This window comes from Caballeronia calidae (assembly GCF_900044055.2).
GTDB lineage: Bacteria > Pseudomonadota > Gammaproteobacteria > Burkholderiales > Burkholderiaceae > Caballeronia > Caballeronia calidae.
Window position 1 is genome coordinate 32,082 of record NZ_FCOX02000047.1, and the last position, 26,692, is coordinate 58,773.

General features: G+C 63.2%; 15 protein-coding genes. 2 read left to right on the forward strand and 13 right to left on the reverse strand.

Features of this window, described 5'->3' with window-relative positions:
• Window positions 1-61 precede the first annotated feature (61 nt).
• The 9 genes from AWB78_RS30715 to AWB78_RS30750 all read right to left on the reverse strand — a co-directional run bounded on the left by AWB78_RS30715 (window position 62) and on the right by AWB78_RS30750 (window position 12,848).
• Window positions 62-2,413, reverse strand: a complete 2,352-nt coding sequence (locus tag AWB78_RS30715; protein WP_062610394.1) for a polysaccharide biosynthesis tyrosine autokinase — start codon at window positions 2,411-2,413, stop codon at window positions 62-64.
• A gap of 494 nt (window positions 2,414-2,907) precedes the next feature.
• Complete coding sequence (locus tag AWB78_RS30720; protein WP_062610395.1) at window positions 2,908-4,020, reverse strand: glycosyl hydrolase; 1,113 nt, start codon at window positions 4,018-4,020, stop codon at window positions 2,908-2,910.
• 31 nt (window positions 4,021-4,051) lie between these two features.
• Complete coding sequence (locus tag AWB78_RS30725; RefSeq protein ID WP_232477945.1) at window positions 4,052-5,200, reverse strand: glycosyltransferase; 1,149 nt, start codon at window positions 5,198-5,200, stop codon at window positions 4,052-4,054.
• 98 nt (window positions 5,201-5,298) lie between these two features.
• Entirely contained in the window at window positions 5,299-6,378 is a 1,080-nt protein-coding gene (locus tag AWB78_RS30730; RefSeq protein WP_062610396.1) for a glycosyltransferase family 4 protein, read from the reverse strand.
• 9 nt (window positions 6,379-6,387) lie between these two features.
• Entirely contained in the window at window positions 6,388-7,542 is a 1,155-nt protein-coding gene (locus tag AWB78_RS30735) for a glycosyltransferase (RefSeq protein ID WP_062610397.1), read from the reverse strand.
• 545 nt (window positions 7,543-8,087) lie between these two features.
• Window positions 8,088-8,249: a hypothetical protein gene (locus AWB78_RS46875; protein WP_157697677.1), complete on the reverse strand. Its 162-nt coding sequence runs from the start codon at window positions 8,247-8,249 to the stop codon at window positions 8,088-8,090.
• Window positions 8,250-8,554: 305 nt separating this feature from the next.
• Window positions 8,555-9,829, reverse strand: a complete 1,275-nt coding sequence (locus tag AWB78_RS30740) for a flippase (protein ID WP_062610398.1) — start codon at window positions 9,827-9,829, stop codon at window positions 8,555-8,557.
• A 407-nt stretch (window positions 9,830-10,236) separates the two neighbouring features.
• Window positions 10,237-11,736 (reverse strand): N,N-dimethylformamidase beta subunit family domain-containing protein, encoded by a 1,500-nt coding sequence (locus AWB78_RS30745; RefSeq protein WP_062610399.1) that lies wholly within the window; start codon window positions 11,734-11,736, stop codon window positions 10,237-10,239.
• Between the two features lie 23 nt (window positions 11,737-11,759).
• A complete protein-coding gene (locus tag AWB78_RS30750) occupies window positions 11,760-12,848 on the reverse strand; it encodes a glycosyltransferase family 2 protein (protein WP_062610400.1) in 1,089 nt (362 codons plus the stop codon).
• A gap of 673 nt (window positions 12,849-13,521) precedes the next feature.
• Here AWB78_RS30750 and AWB78_RS30755 point away from each other — a divergent pair.
• Together AWB78_RS30755 and AWB78_RS30760 are read left to right on the forward strand one after the other, a co-directional pair.
• A complete protein-coding gene (locus AWB78_RS30755) occupies window positions 13,522-14,643 on the forward strand; it encodes a sensor histidine kinase (protein ID WP_332460122.1) in 1,122 nt (373 codons plus the stop codon).
• Window positions 14,644-14,704: 61 nt separating this feature from the next.
• Window positions 14,705-16,069 (forward strand): hemolysin family protein, encoded by a 1,365-nt coding sequence (locus AWB78_RS30760; protein ID WP_062610401.1) that lies wholly within the window; start codon window positions 14,705-14,707, stop codon window positions 16,067-16,069.
• A 701-nt stretch (window positions 16,070-16,770) separates the two neighbouring features.
• Here the strand turns inward: AWB78_RS30760 and treY are convergent.
• The 4 genes from treY to glgX form a co-directional block, all read right to left on the reverse strand.
• Window positions 16,771-19,734, reverse strand: coding sequence for a malto-oligosyltrehalose synthase (treY, locus tag AWB78_RS30765; RefSeq protein WP_062610402.1), 2,964 nt, complete (start codon window positions 19,732-19,734; stop codon window positions 16,771-16,773).
• Complete coding sequence (gene malQ, locus AWB78_RS30770) at window positions 19,731-21,941, reverse strand: 4-alpha-glucanotransferase (protein WP_062610403.1); 2,211 nt, start codon at window positions 21,939-21,941, stop codon at window positions 19,731-19,733. The genes treY and malQ overlap by 4 nt, the downstream gene beginning before the upstream one ends.
• Entirely contained in the window at window positions 21,938-23,836 is a 1,899-nt protein-coding gene (treZ, locus tag AWB78_RS30775) for a malto-oligosyltrehalose trehalohydrolase (protein WP_062610404.1), read from the reverse strand. The genes malQ and treZ overlap by 4 nt, the downstream gene beginning before the upstream one ends.
• A gap of 69 nt (window positions 23,837-23,905) precedes the next feature.
• The gene (glgX, locus tag AWB78_RS30780; RefSeq protein WP_062610405.1) at window positions 23,906-26,131 is read right to left on the reverse strand and encodes a glycogen debranching protein GlgX; all 2,226 of its coding nucleotides are present in this window, start codon (window positions 26,129-26,131) and stop codon (window positions 23,906-23,908) included.
• Window positions 26,132-26,692: the final 561 nt, after the last annotated feature.

Here is a 26,692-nt window from a genome sequence, read left to right on the forward strand (position 1 = left end):
CGCGTGATGGGCACGCGGCGCGATGCATCGACGCAATGCGCGCTTCGTCGCGCGCACGATGTCAGTTCATCGATTTGAACGTGCTCGTATAAGCCGCCGCGTAGCCGTAGCTGCGGCGATTGCTCGGACGTCGCGGAATCGCGTTGAAGACCGAGCCGACGAGCCTGCCGCCCGAGCGCTGCACCTTCTTCACGGTTTCCTCGATCTCTTCCTCGCTCTGGATGCCCGAGCGCAGCACGAGCACCGTCGAGCCCGCGTCGCTTGCGACGATCGCCGCATCGGTCACGACGAGGAACGGCGGGGTATCGACGATCACGAGATCGAACTGGTCGCTCATGCGCGCGAGCATGTTGCGAAAGCCCGGCATCATCAGCAGCTCGGACGGGTTCTCCGGATAGCCGCCGCACGACATGAACGAGAGGCCCGGCACGCCGACGTAACGGATCGCATCGCCGAGGGCCATCTCGCCCTTCAGCACTTCGGCGAGACCGCTCGGATTCGACTGCTTGAAGAACGATGCGATGTGGCCGCGTCGCATATCGCCGTCGATCAGCAGCACGCGCAGGCCGATTTCCGCGAGCAGCACCGAGAGATTCGCCGCGACGAAGCTCTTGCCCGCCGAAGGAATCGGACCCGTCAGCATCACGATGTTGTTCGGCGCGTTGGCGAGATCGCGATACAGCTCCGTGCGCACCGCGCGCAGCGCCTCGACGGCCGGATCGTGCGGATAGCGCGTCGCGAGCACGCGGGCGTCGCGGTCCGTGTCGGCCACATGCGGCATCGCGAACGCGTCGTGCTCCGGCAGGTCGATGTACGGCAGCGCTTTCGGCGGTCCGCCGTTCTGCGTGCCGGAGTAGGAGAGCGGCGCGTGCTCCACCGGCGACACCGCGATCTCGTGATCGAGCTGCGCCTGCTGCCGGCTGTACAGCACTTCGCCCAGCACGGGCACCGAGAGACGGCGCTCGACGAACATCGGATCGGTCACGCCGATCATCGCGTGGCGTCGCAGGAAGATGAAGAACGTGCCGAGGAAGAAGCCGAGGCCGGTGCCCGCGGCGATCACGATTGGCTTGTTCGGTTTCACCGGACGATACGGGCGCAGCGCGTTATCGACGATATGCGCGCCGCCGCTCGTGCTCGCACGGCGCACGGAGAGCTCCTGGGCTTTGTTCACCATGCCCATGTAGATCGTTTCCGCGACGCGCGCGTCACGCGTGAGGGTCGCATTCTGACGTTCGGAGGAGGGCATGCTGTCGAAGCGCTGCTGGATCTGCTTGTTCGACGCTTCGAGCTCGGCGATCTGCTGATCGAGATTGACCACTTGCGGGCTATTGGGCTGGAAGCGCTGCAAGGCCTGCGTGCGCTGCAGCTTCAGCGTCGCAAGCTGCTGCATCGATACGATGCTGCCTTGCAGATAGGCCTGCGCTTCGGGGATCGGCTGCACCGACTGCGACTTCGCGCGAAACGCGCTCAGGTTTCCTTCGGCCGTCTTCAGCTCGTGTTCGAGACGCGGCAGTTCTCCGCGGATGAATTCGAGCGTCTTTGTGTCGTTCGCCTGACGCGCCTGCACGGCGGCCGTGAGATACGCCTGACCGAGCGCGTTGGCGACATCGGCGGTGAGCGCGGGATCGTCGGCATTGAAGGTGATTTGCACGACGCCCGTGTCCTTCGCGGATTCGGCCACTTTCATGGTCTTCTTCATGAGCGCGATGGCGTCGAGCGTGTTGAGACGCGTCACGTCGAAGTGCATGCCGGGGCGGCCGATCGCGCTGTTCACGAGAATCGATACGCCGTTCGCCGACGCCGGACGACCGATCGTGCCGCGCAGGAGCATCTCGCCGTCGGGATCGCGCAGCTCGTACTGGTTGTTGTCGAGCAGAACGAAATCGAGCTTCTGGTCTTCGAGCGCGGGCGGCACGTCGAGCCGGCCGATCTGCAATGCCTCGCCGCCCCAGCCGTACGAATCGAGGCCGAGCCATGCGGGTGAGAGATGGCCTTTCTTCGCGAACAGTTCCGCGATCTGGCCGAGCACCGGGAAGGTATTCGGCTTGACCTTCACGTCGAAGTGAAACTGCTTGACGACGGGCTCGAGCACGGAGCGGCTCTGCATCACGGAGATTTCCGCGGGCGCGAGCTGATTGACCGTCGGTAGCGACTGCTGCATCGGCGACTGGCTTTGCGGCGCGATGCCGAGCGCGTTCGGATCGGGTGGATCGACGCGCACCACGACATCCGACGAATAGATGGGCTTGGCGATAAAGGCATACGCGGTCGCGAGCGCGGCCATGATCCCGATGAACAGGAAGAGAATGCCAAGGTGGTCGCGCAGGAGCCTGAGCATGTCGCTCGCGGTGAATTCACCGTCGTCCTTGCCCGGGCGCGAAGGTCCGGAGTTGACATATAAGGTGTTCAAAGGCGGCGTCCTCAGTTCGATAAGTTGAGCGTTAGTTTCCGGCTTTAAAAACAGATAGCCCGCGCGGCGTGTCCGCGATACGTCTAACGTGTTGTTGGTCCGGCGTGTTGGCCGTTGAATTTCCCAGACTAAAGGCGCGCGAGAGGCTCGAGAAAAACGAGCGAAGCGCAATGCTTCGAGTTCGCATGACGGAGCACGTCGGCTCGGCAAAGTGCGATATGTGCAGAAGCACACACCGTGCCTCGGAACCGCGCCTCGAGGATCCGGCGGATGAAACTCGCGGATCCCGCTTCGAATCGTCTGATGCCAGATGGTTCGATTCGTCTGGAAGAAATAGCGTCAAGCCTATCTTCCGGTCGCGAACTACTCGCGTCTGTTAAGTAGCGAACGTTAAATGCCCGGAAATGGCGGGTACGCCACTTGCGAGGCAGCCCTTTTGCGCGATAATCGTTGGTTTCGCGCGCCCTTCATTTGTCGTACCAAACCATCCTTGCTCACGGCATCGGGTTCGCCTTGATGAAGTCCCGCACCGTATTGAAGCGTGATTTGCGCGTTTTGCCATCATCGTGAATCACGCCGTAGTTGCCATCGCCACCGTAGCGCTGGTCGTCGTACAGCTCGTACAACGTCACGTTCTGAATGTTGTAGGTCTTTGCAAGCGACACGAATCCCTTCAGCGCTTCCTTGCCCGTCAGATAGCCGCCCGGATCCGCATGATTCGGCCGCACGCCGTACTCGGTGATCCAGATCGGCTTGCCATAGCTGTCGCGCAGGCGCCCGAGCACGTTGACCTTCTTGTCGCCCGCCGCCGTGATCGAGCCCATGTTCGAATACCAGTGCCATGCGGTGATGTCCCAGTGCGGTATCGGATGGCCGCTCGTGCCGTCGGGTTGCGTGCCGGCGTATAGCATGTCGGTGAAACCGTAATGAAGCCAGCTAAATGATGTCAGCAGAATTTTCGCGTCAGGATTGGTTTCGCGTATGCCCTTGATGAGCCCGAGGATCGAGCCTCGCGCTTTCATGAACTTCGCATTGTCGTAGTCCGACGGATGCTCGCCGCTTCGGTCCGAGCCGAGGATCGTCCAGTTGTCGTACTCGTTACCGACCTGATAGTACGTAACGAGGCCCTTCAGAACGCGGCCCGCGGTTTTTCCGAGCGCATAGCCGCGCTCGAAGGTTTCCTGTTCGTTCGCGCGCTTCTCCTGCTCGAAGGGCGTGACGAGCGCGAGCACGCCGATGCACTGCTTTGCCGCCGCGCGCGCGAAATCCGCGACCATGTGCGCGCTTTCCTCGTTCGACACATCCTGCGCGTAGATCGTGACACCCAGATCGCGCAACTGTGAAATCTGCAGGGCGTGGTCGCTCATGCGATATGCGCCGCGATGCTCCAGATGCCCCGCAATGCCGTAGAAGACGCCGGTCGAGCCCTTGCCGCAGGCGATCTTCGGCGCCGCGGAGCCCGCCGCATTTCCCTTGGTGCTGGACGTACTGGACGAAGGGCTGCTGTGCCACGCGTCGGACGTGCCGCTGCGCGCATAGATCAGCACCGATGCGCACAGGAGCATGCCAAACAGTGAGACCGCAACTGCCAGGGTTCGCATCGACATTCGGCCCTCGTGAGTGAGTGAATGCGCGCGGCTATTTCGACTTCGCGAGCACGTCGGAATGCTGTGGCACTGCCTGAGCGCCGCCATTGCGCGTGCCGCACGCATGCAGCACGACGCTTTGCGCCTGCGCGTCGAACACTTCGCGCGAGAAGCGGCGCCTGAACTCGCCGGTCAACGCGGCGAGCGGGAACGTGCGCGCGGCGAAGATGCGTTCGACGAATGCGCCGTGATCGTCCGCGGGAAAGAGCAGTGCATCGGGCAGATACGAATCGAGGCCCGACACGCGCGACACGACGATCGGTCGTTCCGCGAGCACGGACTCGATCATCACGAGCGGCACGCCTTCATACGCAGACGGCAGCACGAGCGTATCGCTCGCGACGATCCACGGCAGCACGTCCTCCTGCGGCCCGACGATGCGCACGCACGCGGACAGCGTCGGGCTCGCGTCGATCATGTCCTGCAGGCGCGTTGCATCCGGTCCCTCGCCGATGATCAGCACGAGCGTACGTGCGAATGCATCGGCGTGACGTTCGATCGTCTGCATCAGAAAGTCCTGGCGCTTCTGCTGAAAATTGAGCCTGCCGATATGCGCGATGATCGTGGTGCCGTCGTCGGGCAGACCGAGCGCGGCGCGCGCGGCCTGCTTCGTGAGCATCGAACGGCTGAAGCGGTCGTCGACATAGTTCTCGAGGACCATCGCGCGCGCGTTGGGCGCGAGACCGTTCAGCCTGTCGCGCAGATGATCGTTCAGCGTGACGTATTCATCCGGCATGCGATACAGCACGCGCTTGACGAGCCACTTGATCTTGCCGGCGCTGCCCGGATTGATGGGCGCATCGTCGACGAGCGGCAGATAGCTCACCGAGCGGGTCCGCGCATCGCGCGCGGCGAACAGCCCCGCCAGCCCGGAGACGATCGTGCCCTGCGCGATCAGCAGCTTGTCGAGCCGCAGCGTGCGCAACGTCGCCGCCGTCGCGCGGATCATGCGCCAAAGGGCAAAGACATTGCCGCGCAGCGACTCCGCCGTGAACGAAAGACCGACCGTCTTCACTTTCGGGTGCGCCTCCGCCAGGTCGCGCACATAACGATACAGCGGCTCGTTCGCCGTTGGCACGAGAATATGCAATGTCTCGATCTGCGCGCTCGCGACAACCGCGAGCATGAAGCGCTTGAGCATCTCCTCGTGACCTCCGTTGACACCCGAGTCGCAATAAATTCCCAGCCTCACCGGCTCCCTCCCTTGCTGCGCGCTTCTGTTCATCGTGCTGCGCGCCCTCACGCCTTGTCGATGAACTGCATGAGCAGGCGCGCGCTCTCCGTCCAGCGAAAGCGTTCGGCATGCTCGAGACCGCGGCGTTTCAGGTCCGCGCTGAGTTCAGGCGAATCCAGCAGCTCGCGCAACTTGTCCGAAATATCTTCGACCGAGTACGGGTCGCAGTAGATCGATGCATCGCCGCATGTTTCCGGCAATGCGCCCGCGCGGCCGACGAGCGTCGGGCAGCCGTTGCGCATCGCTTCGAGCGGCGGAATGCCAAAGCCTTCGTAGATTGAAGGATAGAGGAAGCACGCCGCATGCTGGTAGAGCGCTCTCAGCTTTTCATCGCTGACATAGCCCGCCTGCTTGATGTTAGGCGCACTCGACAGATCCTGCGCCTTGCCGAAGATCGCGGCATTCTTCATACCGACGATCACGAGATCGGTCGACGGATCGTTCATACGCATGAACGCTTCGACGAGGCGCTTGAAGTTCTTCGTCGGATTCATGCTGCTCACGGCGAGCACGTAGCGGTTCTTCGTGAGCTTCAGTTCGTCGATCACCGATGTATCCGGCGTGATGTGATCGAGATGATCCGCCGCGAGCGGCACCACGCCGATGCGCTCCGCGGGCACGCCGACATGATGCGCGAGCCGGTCGCGCGAGAACTTCGAGTTCGTCAGCACGCAACTCGACGTTCTCGCGAGAATCCAGAACATCACGTGATACCAGGTGCGGAATTTCCACGAGAAATGCGCGGGCGTATCGAACACCGCGGCATCGTGCATATAGATGATCTGGTTCGAGCGAAAGATCGAGCCCGAGTTCGAGAGGTTCACGATGCGCGAGCGGCCGGCGAAGAGCGGCAGCACGAGCTGCTCCCAGAGCACGCCTTTGCCGAAGCCGAGCTTCACGGTGTCGACGCCCTGCACGGGATCGAGTCCGTCTTGTGGCGGAACCGCGAGCGTCACATGCGAGCCCTGCGGCAACTGCACGAGCGCCGCGACGAGTTCGCGCGCGACGCGCTGCACGCCGGTGGTTTTCTGGCTCGTGAAGCGACCGTTATAGACGAGCTTGTTGGTGGCGAGAGAGGTATCCATGTTCGGGCGTCAGAACTGTGAATCGGAACTGGTTTCATAGGAGGCGGCCTCGTCGGCGCGGAGCGGCTCGCGCGCACGCCTGTCGGAGTCGAGCTCGTACATCGAGAGCCATTGACGGAAGATCGCGTCCATCGAGAAGCGCTTGCTCGCCGATGTTCTCGCCGCTGCGCCCATGCGCGCACGCAATGCCGGGTCATCGCGCAACATCGCGAGATACTCGGCCATATCATCGACGTTCGATGCGACGAAGCCCGTCACGCCATGTTGCACGACATCGCGATTGCCGACCACATCCGTGACGACGGCCGGAATGCCCGCGACCTGCGCTTCGATCAGTGCGATAGGCATGCCTTCCCAACGCGAGGTCTGCACATAGACATCGAGACCGGCCGTGAGTTCGAGCGCGCGCTCGCGCGTGACCCAGCCGCTGCATGTCACGGCGCCCTCCGGCGTCTGCGCCGGTAGCTCGGTGGCATTGCCGCCGATCCACAGAAATCGCACGGCGGTGCTGTGCATTTGCGCGGCGAGCTTCACGAAGCCTTCATGATTCTTCTGAAACGTCGCGCGTCCGCTCATGCCGATGACGATCTCTCCGGCGTCTCTTTCGATGCGCGGAGGAATCTCCGGCACATTGACGCCGTTCTCGATCATGCGTGCGGTGCGCGCATGCATGCGCGTCTCGATCTCGGAGAGCTCGCTGTTCGAACACGCGACGATGGTGCCGCCGAGGCGCGCGGCCATGCGCTCGAAGCTCAGATACGCGAACTGCTTGATCGGCGACACGTCGCGCCGCAGGAACGCGAGCCCATGCGGCGAATAGAACACGCGTGCACGCGGTGCCGCGATACGCGCGGCGGCGCGCCCGAGGACGCCGGCTTTCGACGAGTGCAGATGGATCACCGATGGATCGCACTCTTTCAGCTTGCGGATCAGGTCCCGAAGGCCGGTCAGGTCGCTCCTCATGCTCACTTCACGGGCCATGTTCACGTAGGTGAGCTTTACCGCCGGATGAAAGAGCTTCGAGAAATTCTTGGGCGTTTCCTGTCGGATCGAATGAAGGATCGTTACGCCGACGCCGGCCGCCGCTGCGCGGTTGGATAGCTGGGTCAGCATGGACAGCACACCGCCCCCAAAGGCCTCGGTGATATGGACGATCTCTTTCATATTGAACTCTTGGACTGGCGTTTGCCGAGCGCCCGCGGCAATGCGCAATAAAAGGAATGGCCTGCTTGTTAGTTGTAAATGACGTAACACTTTCGAGTAAGGACGACGCGACCCAAGATGGCAGGCGCGCCATTTTCGGAGAAACGATAAAGAAGCCGGGATATGCGTGTCGCAGTACTAATCGAGCGTTTGTAATACGCAGTCGAAAAATACACACGCGATCCGGCATGGCTTTGCTCGTTCCGGGCGCACGAATGCGCGGAATCCCCGGCAAGCTTGATATCAAGCTCGATTTATCTGCCGCGAGCATCCGGACCAGTGATCTGGCCGGACTTGGCGCCCCGATGTCGGTCTGTGCGATGGTTATTGTGCGTCGCGCCGATGAGATATGCAGTCAAGCAAGCAACGGCCTCTCTACAGCGGACGTAAAACCGGTTCAACCAGATTATTTGAGCTTCAAGGCTCGAGCACTTGCCTTCAGTCCGTGCTCTGGACGTCGTCAGCACGAACCTTCCGTGCCGATGAATGCGGATTGGCCACGGTTGTTATTCCGTGGCGGAAGAATTCTGCTGAGCAATCACTGTCTCGCATATCTGCATGACGATTTGCAGATCCCGGAGCGGAATTGCGACGGACTGCATGCGCAGAACCTCGGCCTGCTCGACCAGCTTCTGCACGCGCTCGATCGACGTTTCCTCTGTTTCCATTCACGATCTCTCTTAATTAAGTACTGTTCGTATCATATCAATACGATATCTACTCCAACTGCATGGGTCGGTTCGGTCCATCACATACATAGGTGCAACTTTGGAGTAGGGCGCGGGTCGAACGCTCCTGTTGCGCGTTCAAGGTGCAAGCATTTCACTCTATTGATGCCCGCTTTCGCGGATGAATCGACTTCGAGTAAAAAAGCCAATCGCTTGCTGCTTTTTTATTTAGCGCATGTCGGTCGATCATTCAGACGATCAATTCGACCTGTTGCGATAAGACTGATTGCCTGTACATATGAGGCTTACGTGGTTCCCGAGCCCGCGCCGCCGGTGATCGGGCGCTTCAGCAGCGGCACGCCTTGCAGATGCAAAGTGAAGGCCATCGCCGCGGCCACCAACGTCTCTACAATCAACACCGTGGCTGCCGCACCCTGCTCGCCGAACAGCTTCGCGAGCACGGCCAGCAGACCGAAATTCAGTACCGCGGACGCGATCAGTACACGGCTGAACTGCCACTTCATGCCGAGCGGAAGCATCGTCTGAACACCGAAGAGATCAGAGAGCCCGGCCATCAACGGTACGAACGCCATCCAGCGCAACACCTCTACGGTAGGCAAGAACTTCGGTCCATACAAGAGTTTTACTGCAAGTGGTGCGCCGAAGAAGATGCACAACGAGATCAGCGACACCAGCACGCCCTGGAACACGAACATCTTGCGCAAGAATGCAAAGGCGTCTTCCTTCGCATGATGCATGAGAAAGCTCACGCGTGGATACGCCGCCGTCTTGAGTGGCTGAAGCATATTCAGTGCCGCGCGGATCAATTTGTCGGCCGCGGCGAAATAGCCGGCGGCGACGTTGCCCGCGATGAACGTCAGCAGCACGATGTTGCTCGATGCATAGATGTCGACGAGCGACGTGGCGATGAACACGCTCCAGCCATCCTTCAGACGACCGAAGATGGTCTTGAACGACACGCGCACGAAATCGAGTTCACGTCGAAAGTACAAATACGTGCAAATTGCGATGCCCGATAACAGCGGCACGAGCGCGTTGACGGCCATCGCGATATCGACATCGTCGTGCTCGCGCACGAAGAGATACATCGCGGGAATGCTGAGTGCGCGTCCGACGAATACGAGCCCGCTCAGCACACCGAGATCCTCGATGCCCTGGAAGTACCACGTGGGTATCAGCATCGCGCCCACGGCCTGACCATAACCGATGATGAGCAAGTCGCGATTCTCTTCGAGATACGGCACGACCGATGTCAGCGCGAGGAGCACGATGAAGCCGGCGAACGCGAGCGTGGCCTGCGTGAGGATGGTCTCCCAGAACATCTGCGAACGCAGTGCGCGGTTCTCGCGATTGATCGATATCTTCGGCGTGGCCGTCAGCGAAAAGCTGTAGTTCGTGAGCGAGATGAAATAGGCGGTAAAGGCCAAGCCGAACGAAAGGCGTCCATATTCACTCGGACCGAGGACGCGTGCGAGCCACGGAAGCGTCAGCAGCGGCGCGAGGTATGTGGATACCTGCAGCGTCATCAGAATCGTAAAGTTCTTTCGAAATGAAGCCATTGAACGGTTTTCCCGGCTTTAGCGCAGCGTGCTCTTGGTGACTATGAAGCAAGATTGCGAACCCCGCAGGTTCGCAGACGAAGGGGCCTTTGCGTGACCACGCGATGCGCGAATAGTTTCGCTCGTGCGCCCGCCGACAATGCGGCGCGGCCAAAGAAGGCTGCGCGCCCGTGCCTTGCTCTGGGCGCGCGGAAGTTGAACGGAATGCGCCGGTTCCGGAGGTCGTCGACATCGGGGAGGCGGTGCGAAGTGTAATGCAACGAACATTTAACAGGAGAAAAGCGCATTCATCAGTGGGTTTGCCCACGCAAGTCATCACCTGAGCGTGGGTCGTTCGGTTGAAACTTATCCAAAGTGCTGGTAGGACATCGCACATGCACATGGACGCCGCCTGGACATTCGATGCATCAAGGCACTTGAAGCGCGATATCGTCCTTCGCGCCTTCATCGGTACTCGTCGATGCATCGTTCGGCATCGCGTCGCCGCGCTCGATGACGCGCGGCGGCAGGCCGATGAACTTGCGCACTACATTGCGCGTGATCTGATCGACCACCACGCGGCTCTGCGCTTCGGGGTCCATCAACACGCGCGCCCAGTCGGTCGTGCCGCCGTTGAACACGAGACCTTGCCCGGGGCCACCATCGGGATCGGGCTGAAATACGCCCATCGCGCCCGCGCCGCCGATGTCCCATCCCTTGAGCGCGACCGTATCCGCGAGCTTGATGACACCGTTCTGCACGGGCGGCACGCCATCGACGCCATAGCCGACCAGACGATCCTTCGCGCCGAACGTCTGTCCGTTAGCGAGGCCCGTGCCTGAAAAGACCCAATGATCGGCCTGACGCACCGTGAAGCCGATTGCCTCGCGCTCGCGCCGTATCCATCCGCCGCGCAGTCGCTTCCATACGCCATGCTTGCCGCCGCCATAGCGATAGCTGAGACCGATGAGATCCGACTCGTCATGCCTCGGCCATGCGTCGCCGAGACGGCTCATCATCGTGTAGTCGCCGTCGATGGGCGCGGCGCCGAAATCGACCGGACGCAAGCATGTATTGCCGCCGAAGATCGCGACGTTGCCGCCTTGCGCGATGAACTTCCCGACGCGCTCGCGCATCTCCTTCGACCAGTACGCGTGATGTCCGACGCTCAACATGCACCGATAGTTCTCGAGCTCGAGATCCGTGCCGCGATGCAGGTCGTGATCGGTATAAAAGTCGCACGCGATGCTCTCCGCGCGCAGCCAGCGGATGAACTTCGCATCCCAATGTGTGAACTGCTGGCGCGGCGAGCGTGGATCATACGGATCGCTCGGCTCGCCGAGTTGCGCACCCAGACCGCCGCCCGGGCGCAGCAGGCTCACGGTTGTCTGCGCAGGCGTGCGATGAACCGGATCGCCGTAAAAGCCGCCGCCGCCTGACGAGTTGTACGCGTGATACGTGTTGACCGGCACGATGTACGCAAGCTTCGCCGACGGCGCGCGTGGCCTCGCGATGATGAGCGCCATGCTGTCGGAGTCGGGCGGACCCGCGAAGATCGGCTTGTGGGCGGCGGCGCGGCGTCCGAGCTGCGTGACCGGCTCGCCGTTCGCGCCGACCTCATAGGCGATCGCGACATACGCGCCTGTGGCAAGCGCATCGGTGTTCGGCCTGATCGTAATGGTCGGCCATGCCCAGTCCTCGTCGTGACGCCTGCGCACGACGCGCCCCGGCGATCGAAAAACATACTTGCCGTTCCTGAGATCGGCATGCACGGCGCCGCCCGGATGCACGGTTATCCCGCAAGTGCTCGTCAATGGCTCGTCATCGCCTTGATGGTAGAGCGCGACCGAAAAGCGGGACCCTGGCTGCACCGCGAGCTCGAACGGCTCGCCGGCGGTGAAGCCGGGCCTCATCGGATACGTCTGCATGCTGAACGCGCCTCATGATGTTCTTATTCATTGTTGGCCCCCGCAGGCGAGCCGCCGCGCAAGTTGCCCGGAGAATGCGCGCGCGATGCCGCCGCGGGCGGACGCAGCTCGAGGCCGAGCGCGCGCTTGACCATGCGCTTGGCCTGGAACACGCGGCGATCGACGACGATCTTTCTTTGAAAGCGCAACTCCTTCGGCGTGTCGTTGCGATGCGCGGCGAAGTCGCGATAGCGCGCGGCGGTCGCCTCGATCGTTCTCATCGACTCGGCGAATGCGCGGGCATCGACGCGCGCGGCCTGATAGCACGCATACGAGAAGACCTTGTGGAACATCGCGAGCCAGAAAGGATCGAGCGGCCCGCCGTTGCAACGCTCCATGGTTTCGTCGGCGCAGATCGCGAGCGACGTCACCGTGTACGGCGTCGCCTTCGTGGTGATGCTGCCTGCGCGCCGGCGATAGAAGTAGAGATCGTCGGCGAGACGGTAGAGCGACTTCGCGCGCGCATAGACGAGCGGAATCGCGGCGGCGTCTTCGTAGACGCGGCCCGACGGAAACTCGATGCCGTCCCAGAGATGGCGCCGGTAGACGCGCGCGACCGGGAACACCTGATACACGCGCGCGAAATCGAGCAGCGCGTCGAGGTCGCAGGGACGATGGCCTTGCGTGTCCGGATCGATCAGCGTGACCTTGTCGATCACCTTGCCGGTCGAATTGATGATGCCCACGTTGAACTCGATGATGTCGGCCGCGCTCGCGTCGAGCAGCGGCATGATCTTCGTGGTGAAATCCGCCGACCAGACGTCGTCGGAATCGAGAAAGCCGATATAGGGCGATGTCGCTTCGGCGATCGCCCGATTGCGCGCGGCCGAGACGCCGCGGTTCTCCTGATGGATCACGCGGATCGTGCGGCCGCGCTCGGTGCGCTGCACGTCGAGGATGCGTTCGAGCGTGCGGTCGGTCGAGCCGTCGTCGATGACGATGAGCTCGATCTCGTCGGAGCGCGGCTGCGAAAGCGCGGAGTTCAGCGACGCGGCGATGTATTGCTCCACGTTGTACGCGGGGATGACCACCGATAGCAATGTCGTGGGGTTGCCGTTGCGGACGCGTGTCATAGTGCTCGTTCACCGGTTAGAGTTTGAATCGAAAGCCACCGTTGGCCGAGGCTGTTCATGCGTTCCGGATATCCAATGCGATGAACTCCAGACTGAAATGCTATAGATAGATAGCCTTATTCCCGAAAGGTTCGACTAGGCGCATAAATACCTGAACTGCGCGTATTGTCCCGGTCGTGCAACGAAATATCCGCGTCAAGAGAAAAATAAAATCGATGACGCGCACTCCTTTGAAAAATCTCATTGCCGGCGACGAGGCACGGCGCCGCGCCCAGCTTGGCTGTAGAGCAATGCGAATTCCCGGAGCGGTGTATCATCTGTAAAAAACGTAACGAGAGTTTAAAAAGGCTGCAGCGCGGGGGATATTCAGAAATCGAATTAATAGCATTCCGATATTTTCTTGGACTGGATAGCTTTAGTGAAAATGGCTCGCATGCCAGGGACCAACTAAATAGCGGGCGCGCATAGCGAAGTCCGATAGGCCGGAACGCATGGCGCGCACGCCGCTTGCTACCAGCGGCGCGAACGGGAGACGGTGCACCCTGCTGCCGCATGCGCGTCAGGCGCTCACATATAATGAGTCGCGAGGGTTCATCCGCCATGGCAGTGCAGTCGGCACATCCGCTTTCCGCGACATCAACCGCAACACCGTTACACGCAAGGACCCATAACCGTGACAACGTCTTTTTCCAGTGCGGTCGAGCCCGAGGGCGACGAGTCCTCCGATTCAGCCGTGGCAGGAAACGACGGCGTGCTGGTGCTCGACGCCGCTCAGCGCTGCCTCTCGGCCGACGCCGTCTTGGCTCATCTCTTCGATCTCGATCCTGCCGCGCTGAATGGCCGCGCGCTCGCCGATACCCCGTTGCCGCGGCCGCTCGCCGCCGTGCTCGCCGAAGCCGCCGATGCCGCGCTCGCGGGCAACGGCACGCGCCGCGCGCACGTGTCCATCGGCGAGGACGACGCGACGCGCGCCTTCTCGATCATCGCGCTGCCGGGTGCGGATTGCGTCACGCTGATCGTGTCGCCGTCGGCGGGATCGGACACGGGTCACGACGCCGCTGACCGCGTCGCGCATCTGCGTGCCGAGGCTGCGCTCTTCATGCGCGATCACGTGCTGTCGGTCGTGTCGCACGATCTGCGCGGCCCGCTGAACGCGATCCACAGCTGGGGCTATGTGCTCGAACGCAAGGTCGACGCCAACGATCCCGCCGCGCAGCGCGCGCTCGCGGGCATCCGCTCGGGCGTCGAGCAGCAGGTGAAGCTGATCGAGCAATCCGTCGATACGACGCGCGCCGAAACCAAGGCGCTGTCGGTCGCGCTCGCGCCGGTCGCGCTGCGTCCGCTGCTGGAGCGCAGCGCGGTGCTCGCGCGTGCCAGCGTCGCGCGGGCTCGCGGCGTGACGATCGAGATCGACTCGCCGCTCGCGGAAGAGCAGGTGGAAGGCGATGCGGAGCGCCTGTTGCAGGCACTCTGGCTCATGCTCGCGTTCGCCGCGGAAGCGAGCCCGGCGGGGTCGTCGGTGCGCGCATCGAGCAATATCGAAGGGAGCATGTGGCGCACCGATGTGCGCTTCACCGCGTCGGCCGATGCGCTCAACGATGCGGCATCGCCGCATGTGCTCGAAGCGTTCGCGCGACGTCAGGCGCTGGAACCGCGCGAAGGCGGGCGTATCGCGTGGGGCCTCGCGCTGTGCAAGCGCGTGTCGGAGGCGCATGGCGGTGGCTTCGAGCAGACCGATATCGCCGATCAGGCGGAGGTCACGCTGTCGGTGCGCGTGCCGGTCGCGGGAATGTAATTTGACTTTCGATTTCCTGTCGCCTCTATACTGACGCTTTCCATTTCCGAAGAGAGTTGCTTTGGCTCAGGTTGTCGCGCTGATCGGCGCATTGTTGCTCGTCGCGTTGAATGGCTTCTTCGTCGCGGCGGAGTTCGGGCTCGTCAAGCTGCGGCCCACGCGCGTCAAGGCGATCGCGCGCACCAACGGCCTGCCGGGCCGTCTGCTCGCGAAGGTGCACGGGCAGCTCGACGCCTATCTTTCCGCGTGCCAGCTCGGAATCACGCTGGCATCGCTCGGGCTCGGCTGGATCGGCGAGCCGGCATTCGCCACGTTGCTGCATCCGCTTTTCACGCTCTTCGGCGTGGAATCCGAGAAGCTGATCGACTCGATCTCGCTCTTCTTCGCGTTCTCGGTCATTTCGTTCCTGCATATCGTCGTCGGCGAGCTGGCGCCGAAGTCGTGGGCCATCCGCCGCGCGGAGCAGGTGGGCCTATGGCTCGCCACGCCGCTCTACGGCTTTTACTGGCTGATGTATCCGTTCATCTGGGTGCTGAACTCGAGCGCGAACTTCGTGCTGCGGCTCTTCGGCATGTCGGGGGATCATGGCCACGACGCGCATTACTCCACCGATGAGCTCAAGCTGATCCTGCGCGGACGGCGCCACGGCGGTGCGTCTTCGTACAACGAGGACGAGTGGAACACCATCGCGCATTCGCTCGATTTCAGCCGCATGACGGTGTCGGACCTGATGCGTCCGGCGCACGAGCTGGTCGGCCTGCGCAATGATCTGCCGATGCGCGACAACCTCGCTGTGATCTCGCGGCATCGCTTCTCGCGCTATCCGCTGTTCGCCGATGCATCGGGCGAGCGCGTGATCGGCATGATCCATCTGAAGGACCTGCTGCTCGCGGGCGATGGCGGCGGGCGCGGCTTCAACTTCAGCCTCTCGAAGGATGCCACGGAGAAGATCGACAAGCTTTCTCGGCATGTGCGGCCGGTGCAGTATGTGGCGCCGAATCTGTCGGCGCTCGAATTGTTCCGACGCTTTCGCAAGGGCGCGCCGCATCTCGCGATCGTGGGGCGCAAGGGCGCGAAGCCTATTGGCTTCATCACGCTCGATAACCTGCTTGGCGCGCTCGTCGGGCAGATTCACGACGAGTTCCGTCAGGGCGATGCGGACTGGTCGCGGATGGACGACGGCACGTTGATGGGCAAGGGGAGCTTGCCGGTCGTTTCGCTGGAGCGGGCGCTCGGGATCGATATCGATGAAGGACGAGCGGAGTCGGTCGGCGGACTCGTCATCAATGCGCTCGGGGATCTGCCCAGCGAAGGGCAGCGCGTCGAGTTCGATCGGTTCGATATCGTGGTCAAGAAGATGAAGGGGCCGAGGATTGTGTTGGTGAGGGTTTATCCCCGGGAGGAGGCGCTTGAGGAAGCGGAATGACCTTTTTTTCTTCTTCTTGCTCGTGGGCTTCTATGGATTTCCTGTTTTCGCGTCGGTCTATTAGCGTTGCCCCTATGCGGGGCGGCAGTCACTTTCTTTGCTGCTGCAAAGAAAGTAACCAAAGAAACAGCTATCCCCAGCCTAAGCACTTCATGCCGGCCGCGGCACAGAAGATAGCACGTGGTCCGGCAGTAGCGAGTGCCCTCATAGGCCTTACCGGGCTTGGATCGCGCACGGTCTGTCACATCGCGCCGCTCAACTGACTGGTAAGGCGCCAAATAGCTCCGGCCCGCTACGCGGCCGACCGGTCCATCGGGTCGGCACACACTTCCTTGCTAACGCTTCTATCTCACTGCATACGCCGCAGGTTGGTTTCCGTTGCATACCCAACGGCAGCGCGTAGCGCTGTGCCGGAGCTATTTGGTGCTGAACCAGCGCCCTCAAGGTTCTAGCTTGTCAGACCGTGCGCGGTCCAAGCCCGGTATGGCCTATGAGGGCACTCGCTACTGCCGGACCACGAGAGTGCTTCTGTGCCGGGGCCGGCTGGAAGTACTTTGGATGGGGATAGCTGTTTCTTTGGTTACTTTCTTTGCAGCAGCAAAGAAAGTGACTGCCGCCCCGCACAGGGGCAACGCTAATAGACCGACACGAATACAGGCAGTCCATAGATAGAAGCACAAGCAGATCAAACGAACCAACCATCAAACCCCGGCCCTCGGCACACCTTCCTCAACAAGCAAAGCCACCGGCATAACCCCCAACGCATCGCGAATAAAGAGCCGCTCCCCTTCGGCCTTAGGCGCATTGGGACTCACCCAATCGAACAACGCGCGAGAATGCAACGCCTCGGGCAACAAGATAGCCGTATCGCCCCACCGCGAGGGCTCGACGAGCGGCACATCGTGCCCAGCGTCCATCAACGGCCCCGCGAGCCGCGTCGCGATCACGATCGCATACGCGCTCCCCGCATGCCGCGCATACGCGATCACATTTCCCGCATGCTCGCCTTGCACGTCGAGCGGCACATACTCGCCCTGCGCAAACAACGACTCGCAATGCTTGCGCAAAGCCAAAGCCCGCCGCACGAGCGCCAGCTTCACCCGCCCGTCGCGCCAGTTCGACAACTGCTCCGACGGCGGTCCTTTCTCTTCCACTTCAGCAAGCCACGCGCGTCGCAACTCATAATCGACAGGCCGACGATTGTCGGGATCCACAAGACTGAAATCCCACAACTCCGTGCCCTGATACAGATCCGGCACGCCCGGCGATGTGAGCCGCAATAACGTCTGCTGAAAGCTATTGATCGCACCGACCGGCCCGATGCGCGCGACGAATGCCGATAACGCCTGCAGAAAGCCATTGCGCCGCTGCGGCGCGACGATATCGAACAGAAAATCCTTGCACGCATTCTCGTAGGCTTCGTCGGGCGCGAACCAGCTCGTGCGCAGCTTCGCCTCGCGCAATGCCTTCAGTTGCCATTGCGCCACACGCTCGGCGAGCGCGTGAACGCCCGCCTCGTCATCGGGCGCGAGCGTCGGCGGCCAGCATCCGACGAGCGTCTGATAAAGCATCGCCTCAGCGGCCGGTCCCGGCGCCCACTCGTTGATATCGCTCGTTTCACCGTGTCCGCCGCTCGGGCCGCGTCTTAGCGGCGTGTTCAATGTGGACCATTGCCTGAGCGTCGTGGCCCACTCGTCGGGAATCTCGCTCAACGCCGCGATGCGCGCGCGCACGTCTTCTCCGCGCTTGTGATCGTGCGTCGCGGTGCAGAGCATCGCGTGCGGGAAGGTGTGAAAGCGTTCGCGATTGCACGCGTGAAATTCATCGACGGACAAGGCGAACTCGCCCGGGTCCGCGCCGACTTCATTGCGCGAAATAAGCCGTCCATAGCGATAGCACGCCGTATCTTCGACGGCCTTCGCCGCGACCGGCGACGTCAGTTGCGAGAACAGCGTCTGCGCCGCGCGACGCTGCGAGCCGCTCGACGACGGCGGGTTCTGAGCCGCCTGCGCCTGATTGCGGTCGCGCTCGCGATTGCGCTCGGCGGCGCGATCCCGGCCGCGTTCCGCACGTTCACCACGTTCGCCGCGGTCTCCACGTTCGCCGCGCTCGAGCTGCGGCAATTCATCCGGCAGCTTGCCGCCGAGCCATTGCGCGACCTGATCCAGCACGACATGATCCGCCCGCGCGAGCGCCGCGCGCGCGGCCTCGAGCGCCTGCGAGAAGAAGCGCTCGTCCTCGGGACTGCGCACGCCGCCCACCGGATACACGCGATACACCGGAAACTGCACGACCAGCTCCGCGACCACGCGCCTGATCGACGTGAACGTGAAGTCGCGCGTGGTCTGCGCATCGCGCGCGATGCGATGCAGCGCACGCGTCACGCGATCCAGTTCCGCCGAGAGATTCTCCGCGAGTATCTTGCGGCGCGCGGCGAGGGCTTCATCAGCGAAACATGCGCTCTTGCCCGTGATCTCGGCCCACAGCGCGGCGAGCGGCTCGGCGCCCGCCGGATCATGCAGCAGCGCGCCGACATCGTTCATGAAGTCGTAGCCGGTCGTGCCGTCGACCTGCCAGTCGCGCCGCAAGGGCTCGCCGCGCGCAAGAATCTTCTCGACGACGAAATACGTGCGCCCATTGCCGTGCCGCAACGCCTCGGGCCGCTCCGCCGACAATTCTTCCAGCCGCGCGCGCAAGCGCTGGCAATATTCACGCGGCTCGGCGAGCCCATCGACGTGATCGACTCTCACGCCGTCGATCAGGCCTTCGGTGAACAGCCTGAAGATCAGCGCATGCGATGCCTCGAACACTTCGGGCCGCTCCACGCGCACGCCGCCGAGCGTGCTCACGTCGAAGAAGCGCCGCCAGTTCACTTCGTCCGCGGCGGTGCGCCACCATGCGAGCCGGTAATGCTGCCGCTCCAGCAGTCGATGCAGCCGGTCGCGGCCAGCGGGCGTATCGGGCGAATGCGCGGCGAGGATCGCCTCGATCGCGGCCTGGCCGCCTTCGGTGCGCGCGATGGTGACGAGCGCGGTACGCGCATCGGCGGCGCGCGGCTGATCGGCGGGCTGCGTCGTCAGTCCGGCGAAACGTTGCGCAAGCTCGGGCGCTTCCTGAAACACGGCGGGGTAATCGACGGGGCACACCGGAAACGCATGCGAGTAATACTCGATGACGAAACGCCCTTCGTCCGCACGATACGCGAGCCTGATCTTGCCGCCCTGCAACTCGTCGCCATAGGCGGCGCCGAGAAACGGCGCGAGCACCTTGCCGCGCAGCGCGGGATCGGGCGAATGCCAGTCGACATCGAAGAAGCGCGCATGGGCCGCGTGGCGTCCCCATTCGAGAATGTCCTGCCACCACGCGTTCTCCGATCCGCCGACGCCCATGTGATTCGGCACGATATCGGCGATGAACCCCATTTCATGCGCGCGCAGCTTCTCGACGAAGCGCCGCAGGCCATCCTCGCCGCCCAGTTCGGGGTCGACCTTCGTGTAGTCCACGACGTCATAGCCGTGCGTGGAGCCGGCGGTCGCGGTCGTGATCGGCGACGCATACACGTGGCTCACGCCGAGCAGCGCGAAGTAGTCGACGTGCGCGGCGGCATCGTCGAACGTGAAGCCCTTGTGAAGCTGAAGCCTGAGCGTGGAACGCGGTACGGTCATGGTGTGTCGTTCGGTTTCGATGTGGTTTCGTTCGCTTGCGCGGAACGCTTGCGCGCGGCATCGACGGCGAGCAGACGGTCGGAAAAGGCATCGTCGAGAAACAGCTCGTCGATGGGCAACGTCATGCGCCTGCGCCAGTTCGGATGCTCGTCGATGGAGCCGGGCAGATTCGGCTGCTCCGCGAGCGCGAGCAGATCTTCGAGCGGATACGTGACGAGCGGCGCGGGCGTCGCGGCGACGAAGGCGAGCGCTTCATCGACGGGTGCGTTGTCGATGTCGGGCGCGGCCACGTCGTCGGGCGCGATGCCCGCGTCCTGGAACGCGCGCCACAAATGCGCGCGATCGTCGCCGCGTTCCTCGAGCGCTACTTCGACGGCGTCGCGTCCATCGTCGCGCGTCATCGTCTGGCCGATCTTCGAGCGCCACACGATGTCCTCGCCGCGCCACCATCCGGTGACGGTCGGCAGGTCGTGCGTCGTCGTCGTCGCGGTGACGCCTGAGTCCCATTCGCGCGGCGGCTTGAAGCCCGGGCCGTCCACTTCGCGTTCGAACCACAGCACGCGAATGCCAAGCAAGCCGTGCTCCTGCAAGCGCTCCGTAAAGCCGGGCGGCACGGTGCCGAGATCCTCGCCGACGACGATCGCGCGATGCCGCCACGATTCCAGCGCGATGAGCCGCAGCATGTCGTCGAGCGGATAGCGCAGGTACGCGCCGTCCTTCGCGCTTTCGCCCTCGGGCACGAGCCACAGGCGGCGCAAGCCGAGTATGTGATCGATGCGGATGCCGCCCGCGCATTTGAACGCGCAACGCAGCATGTCGATGAACGCCGAGAAGCCCTGCGTACGCATCGCGCGCGGCGAAAACGTCGTCAGGCCCCACGATTGCCCGGCCTGATTGAAGAGATCGGGCGGCGCGCCGACGGACACGCCCGTCAGCATCTCATCGCGATACGACCATGCGTGACTGCCCGCGCTGTCGCATCCGACCGCGAGATCCGCGACAAGCCCCACGGCCATGCCCGCATCGCGCGCGGCGTGCTGCGCGTGCATGAGTCCCTTCGCGGCGAGCCATTGCGTGAAGAGATGAAAATTCACCTCTCGGCGATTCGCGTCGGCGAATTCGGTCACCGCGTCGCTGCGCGGATCGCGCAACGCTTCGGGCCAGTTGCGCCAGTGGCCTTCGCCGTTCTGCGCGATCTGGGCGGCCTGCAGCGCCTCGAAGCGCGCGTGGTCTTCGAGCGCGCGTCCGCCTTCTTCGACGAACGCGGCGAAATCTTTCGCGAAGGGCGATTCGTGATCTTCGGAGAACGAGTCGAAGAGCGCGCGCAGAATCGCGAGACGCGCTTTCGACGCACGCGGCCAGTCGATCAGCGTGAGCCCTTCGAGTTCGGTCAGCTCCTTCGTCACGCCCGTTTTCTCGATCGCCGCACGCGCGGCGGGCGCGCCGAGCACGGCGGCCGGATCGACATGCGCGATGTTGAGAAAGAGCCGCGACGACGGCGAATACGGGCTGAACTTGTTCGGCTCCGCGCTGAACATCGCGTGCATCGGGCTGATGGCGATGGCATGGCCGCCGCGCTTCGCCGTCTGCGTCGCCAGCGACGCGAGCGCGGTGAAATCGCCGATGCCGCCATCGCCGTTGCGCCGCAGGCCGTACACCTGCGCCGCGACGCCCCAGAGCGGCGGCGCGTTCGACGCATCTTCGTCGAGCGTGCGCCAAGCATCGTCGAGGGTATAGCAGCGCGCGGGCGCGACCGCGAGTGTCGTGCGATGGTCGTTGATGACGAGCGTGTGATAGCCCGGCTCCGCGATCGGCGAAAGCAGCGCGATCTCGCCCTTCGGCGATGTGAAGCGGCCGTCGATCACCGCGCCGCTTTCCAGCTCGATGCGATAGCGCGCGCCCGACTTCGCCGCCGACACCGGCAGCGCGATGCCGCGATCCACTTCGGCGGTGATGAGCGGCGGCAGCTTGCGGCCGCTGAGCTCGGCATCGACGGCGGACATGCTTTGTTTGATCTGCGTGGCGTTGCCGCACGGCAGGCCGAGCTTTTCGAGCAGGATGTGCAGCGTCGTCTCCGGCACGCGCCGCATGTTCTTGTGCGCGTCCTGCCATTCGATCTCGAAGCCCGCGCGTTCCGCGAGCGCTTCGATGCTGCTCACGGGGCGCGCGTTGCGGGCGGCGCCCGTCTTGCTGGTGGCGGCGCTCACGAAATCTTTCCTTCGGCCGATGCCGGTTCGAAGCGGCGCGCGTCGTGCGCAATCGCATATTCGTTCACTTCGCCGGTGAGCCAGGCGAGGAAGGTGCGGCCGCCGAGCTCGCCGTCACGCGCGCGATCCTGCGCACGCGCCGGTGTCTCGAAGATGAGCTTGCCCGGCGGCTGCGCCGTCAACGCGATGCCCGCATCGCCGAGATTGAGCGCGACGGTCAGCGTCTCGCCGTCGCCGAGCTTCCAGCGCGCGACGAGCGCTTTTTCGCCGAGCACGTCCGCGCCGAGCGGCTTCGCGCCCTTCAGACGCGGCGTGATGAGCTTCGCGCGCACGGTCAACGCGGACCGGTAGAAATGCAGCCATTCGAGACGATCCTCTTCGTCCTGCCTGTCGCTGATCTTCGGCGACGACATCTCGAAGGTCTTCTGGTCGTTCGGGTCGGGAATCTGCGCGCGGCGTTTTTCGTCGCTGAATGCGGAGAACTTCGCGAACTCCTTGCGACGTCCTTCGCGCACCGCATCGGCGAGCTGATCGTGATAGTCGGTGAAGAACAGGAACGGCTGCCTCGACCCGTATTGCTCTTCCATGAACAGCAGCGGAATCTGCGGCGACAGCAGCAGCAGTCCCGTCGCGGCGAACAGCGATTCATCGTCGGTCAGCGAGCGCAGGCGATCGCCCATCGCGCGATTGCCGACCTGATCGTGGTTCTGCAGAAACATCACGAAGCGCGTCGGCGGCAGATGCGCGCTCTTTTCGCCGCGCGGCTTGCCATCGTGAATCGGCGAGGGATCGCCCTGATACGCGAAGCCTTCCTTCAGAATGCGCGCGAGCTTCTCGATGGGCTTGTCGCAATACGCGCCGTAGTAGCTCTCGTCTTCGCCGGTGAGGAGCACGTGCAGCGTGTTGTGCGCGTCGTCGTTCCATTGGGCGTCGAAATGCGTTTGCAGCAGGTTCGCCGTGTTGTGCTCGTTCTCCAGCACGAGATGCACATGACGCCCCGCTTCGACCGAACTGCGCACGCGCTGTGCGAGCTCGCGCAGCCATTCGTCGTCGTTGATCGCGTGCACCGCATCGAGGCGCAGGCCATCGAAACGATATTCGTTGAGCCAGTACAGCGCATTGTCGAAGAAGAGATCGCGCACTTGCGGGCGCTCGAAATCGATCGCCGGGCCCCACGGCGTATTCACGCCTTCGCGGAAAAAGGTCTTCGCGTATGCATGCAGATAATTGCCGTCCGGGCCGAAGTGGTTGTAGACGACATCGAGAAAGACCATCAGGCCGAGACCGTGCGCGGTGTCGACGAGCTTCTTCAGGTCGTCGGGGCGGCCATACGACGAATCGGGCGCGTAGGGCAGCACGCCGTCGTAGCCCCAGTTGCGCGAGCCGGAGAAATCGTTGAGCGGCATCAGTTCGATGGCCGTCACGCCGAGTTGCGCGAGTTCGGGCAGACGCGCCGTGACGCCCGCGAAGCCGCCCATCGCGCCGACATGCAGCTCGTAAAGCACGGTTTCTTCCCACGGCCGGCCGTGCCAGTTCGTATGGGTCCAGCGGTACGCGCGCGGATCGACGACTTCGCTCGGACCGTGCACGTCCTGCGGCTGAAAGCGCGAGGCGGGATCGGGCACCGCGAGATCTGCGTCGAGCCGATAGCGATACAGCGTGCCCGCACCGCCGTCGGCTTCGGCTTCGAACCAGCCGTCGCTGGTGGCCTGCATATCGACGAGTTCGGGCGTGCCGCCCGCGCGCTGGATTTCCACTTGCACGGCATCGCGCGACGGCGCCCAGAAGCGGAAGCGCGTGCGCGGATTTTCGCGCACGGCGCCCGTCAGATGTGCGCCGAAAGGAAGGCAATATGCATGGTGATGCTTGTGCGGATCGATCGGACGTTCGGACATGATTTCCTGCCTGTGTTGCGACTGTTTCGGCGAAATTCCCACGGACGTATGAAATGGATTGTGCGCGCTTCAGTGCGGCGAATCGATTTCGGGCTCGCGATGCGAAGGCATCGTTCCCGGGTCGGGCGGCAGCGCCGTCAGAAGACGCGGCCCCTGATGCGCGCCCGCCATCCAGACCGCCTGCCAGTCGGCCTCGCCGGTCGGCTCGGCCAGCAGCACGACGATGCCGTGCGCGGCCACTTCCAGTTCGCTCCCGACGAGCGGCCGCGTGACAGAGTCGGGCTCCGCGCTATCCAGGAGCACATTCCATTCCAAGTGCGGTGCGGGCGGTGTGAATGTCAGCGCCTGCGACGATGCGTTGAACATCAGAAGCAGCACGTCGATTTCACCGTCGGTGCCGGGCCCCGCGCGCCGCAGCGTGAGCGCGCGGCCCTCGGGGTCCTGCCATGCTTCGATCGCGAGCGCGTTGGCGCGTTCATCGAACCAGCTCACATCGTAGAGGCCCGGCAGCACTTCGCGGTCGCCGTAGAGAAAGCGCGTTTCGCGCAGCACCGGGTATTTCTTGCGCAATGCAATGACTCTTGCGACGAACTCGGTCATCACGACGCCTTGCGGCGTCTGGGCCGTGTCCCAGTCCAGCCAGGAAATCTCGTTGTCCTGGCAGTAGGCGTTGTTGTTGCCCCGTTGCGTGCGGCCGAATTCGTCGCCGGCGAGAAGCATCGGCGTGCCGAGCGAGAGCAGCGTCGTCGCCATCATCGAGCGGGCGAGACGCGCGCGGATCTCGAGGATCGCGGGATCGTCGGCCGGGCCTTCCACGCCCCAGTTCGCGCTGCAATTCTCGTTGTGGCCGTCGTTGTTGCCTTCCTGATTCGCGTCGTTGTGCTTGTGCGAATACGCGGTGACATCGGCGAGCGTGAAGCCGTCATGTGACGCGACGAAGTTCACCGATGCCCACGGTTTCCTGAAGCGCCGGTTGAAGAGTTCCGCCGAGCCCGTGAGACGCGCGGCGAGATCGGGGCGCATGCCGGCATCGCCGCGCCAGAAGCGGCGCACGCCATCGCGATACTTGTCGTTCCATTCGGCGAAGCCCGGCGGATGATTGCCGACCTGATAGCCGTCCGGCCCGATATCCCACGGTTCGGAGATGAGCTTGCGCGTCGAGAGGATCGGGTCCTGGCGAACCGCGTCGAAGAAGCCCGAGCCCGGATCGAAGCCGTGGCCTTCGCGGCCGAGCGTCACGCCGAGATCGAAGCGGAAGCCGTCGATGTTGAACGCCGTGCTCCAGTAGCGCAGCGAGTCCATCACCATCTGGAGCACGCGCGGATGCGACAGGTTCACGGTATTGCCGCAGCCGGTCTCGTTGATGTAATGCCGCTCGTCGCCGGGAATCAGGCGGTAATAGCTCGCGTTGTCGAGGCCGCGCCACGAGACCGTGGGGCCGAGCTCGTTGCCTTCGCACGTGTGGTTGTAGACGACATCGAGAAACACTTCGATGCCTGCCGCGTGCAGCTGGCGCACGGCGATGCGCATTTCATTGAGCCGATGCGTCGACAGATAGGTGGGCTCGGGCGCGAAGAACGCGGCGGTGTTGTAGCCCCAGTAATTCCTCAGGCTGCGCTCGACGAGAAAGCGGTCGTTCAGGAACGCATGCACGGGCAGGAATTCGACGGCGGTGATGCCGAGCTTCTTCAGATGCTCGATGAACCACGGCGACGACAGCGCCGCGAACGTGCCGCGCTCGTGCTGGCGGATGTCGTTGCGCATCATCGATGTGCCGCGCACGTGCGTTTCGTAGACGATGGTCTCGCCCCAGGGCGTGTCGGGGCGCACGTCGCGGGACCAGTCGAAGGCGTCGTCGGTGACGATGCACTTGGGCATCGCGGGGGCGGAGTCGCGGCGGTCCATCGACATGTCGAGCCGGTTCGAGTGCACGCGATAACCGAAGAGGGCATCGGACCATCGCCATGGGCCGACGAGTTTCTTCGCGTAGGGATCGAGCAGCAGCTTGTGGGGATTGAAGCGGTGCCCTTGCTGCGGCTGATACGGGCCATGCGCGCGAAAGCCGTAGACGGTGCCGGGATGCGCGCCGGGGAGATAGCCGTGCCAGACCTCGTCGGTGCATTCCGGCAGGTCGAAGCGCATCAACTCCTTGCGGCCGGTGCTGTCGAAGAGACACACCTCGATGCGGTGAGCATTCGATGAGAACACCGCGAAGTTGACGCCCAAGCCGTCCCAGTTGGCTCCGAGCGGGTAGGGTGCGCCCGGGAGCAACTTGTCGGGAAGTGCATTTGCCATGTGCCCCGTCCTCTGGTTTTTTTCGCCTTGCGTCGGATTGGTGGTGGGTTAAGTTTATGCGTTTGTTTCGTTGGGGGTTTTGGGTGTTTCGTTTGGGTTTTGGGTGTTTCGTCTGGGCTTCTATGGATTTCCTGTATTCGTGTCGGTCTATTTGCGTTGCCCCTGTGCGGGGCGGCAGTCACTTTCTTTGCTGCTGCAAAGAAAGTAACCAAAGAAACAGCTATCCCCATCCAAAGTACTTCCAGCCGGCCCCGGCACAGAAGCACTCTCGTGGTCCGGCAGTAGCGAGTGCCCTCATAGGTCCAATCGGGCTTGGATCGCGCACGGTCTGACACATCGCGCCGCACAACAAACTGGTTCAGCACCAGATAGCTCCGGCCCGCTTCGCGGCCGACCGGTCCATCGGGTCCGCGCGCACTTCTTTGCTGGCTGATGCTTCTATCTCACTGCGTCGGCCTTCCGTCGGTTTCCCTTGCAGACCCAGCGGCAGCGCGTAGCGCTGTGCCGGAGCTATTTGGTGCTGAACCAGCGCCCTCAAGGTTCTAGCTTGTCAGACCGTGC